This is a genomic window from Rhodococcus sp. R1101 (genome assembly GCF_000278445.1).
GTDB classification, from domain to species: Bacteria; Actinomycetota; Actinomycetes; order Mycobacteriales; family Mycobacteriaceae; genus Rhodococcus; species Rhodococcus gordoniae.
On the sequence record NZ_AJVB01000813.1, the window covers coordinates 1 to 948 of the forward strand.

The window sequence follows — 948 nt, forward strand, 5'->3', positions numbered from 1 at the left end:
GCCCAGGGTGATCGCGCGGCCCGCTATCTCGAGGCCCAGGGCGAGGCGAAGTCCATCGAGAAGGTGTTCGCAGCGATCAAGGCCGGCAAGCCCACTCCGGAACTGCTCGCCTACCAGTACCTGCAGACGCTGCCGCAGATGGCGCAGGGCGACGCCAACAAGATGTGGGTGGTGCCGAGCGACTTCGGTAAGGCGCTCGAAGGGTTCGCGCGAACCCTTCGAGCGCCTTACCGAAGTCGCTCGGCACCACCCACATCTTGTTGGCGTCGCCCTGCGCCATCTGCGGCAGCGTCTGCAGGTACTGGTAGGCGAGCAGTTCCGGAGTGGGCTTGCCGGCCTTGATCGCTGCGAACACCTTCTCGATGGACTTCGCCTCGCCCTGGGCCTCGAGATAGCGGGCCGCGCGATCACCCTGGGCGCGCAGAATCCGCGATTGGCGATCGGCCTCGGCTTCGAGGATCGCGGCCTGTTTGGCGCCTTCGGCGGAGAGGATGCGCGATTGTTTGTCGCCCTCGGCGGTCTTGATCGCCGATTCGCGGTTGCCCTCGGCCGTGAGGATCATGGCACGCTTCTCACGATCGGCCTTCATCTGCTTCTCCATCGATTCCTGGATCGACGGCGGCGGATCGATGCTCTTGAGTTCGACTCGGGCCACCCTCAGTCCCCACCGTCCGGTGGCCTCGTCGAGCACACCCCGCAGCTGGCCGTTGATCGAATCGCGGGAGGTGAGGGTCTCTTCGAGGGTCATTCCGCCGACGACGTTGCGCAAGGTGGTGACGGTGAGCTGCTCGACGGCGGCGATGTAGTTGCTGATCTCGTAGACGGCGGCCTGCGGGTTCGTGACCTGGAAGTACACGACGGTGTCGATGCTCAGCGTGAGGTTGTCCTGGGTGATGACCGGCTGCGGCGGGAACGAGACGACACGTTCGCGCAGATCGACCTTCGCCC

At 65.3% G+C, this 948-nt stretch carries 1 pseudogene; it reads right to left on the minus strand.

The features are described 5' to 3' along the window. Window positions 1-190: 190 nt before the first annotated feature. Window positions 191-948: pseudogene (locus R1101_RS28720) on the minus strand (SPFH domain-containing protein); the annotation flags it as partial.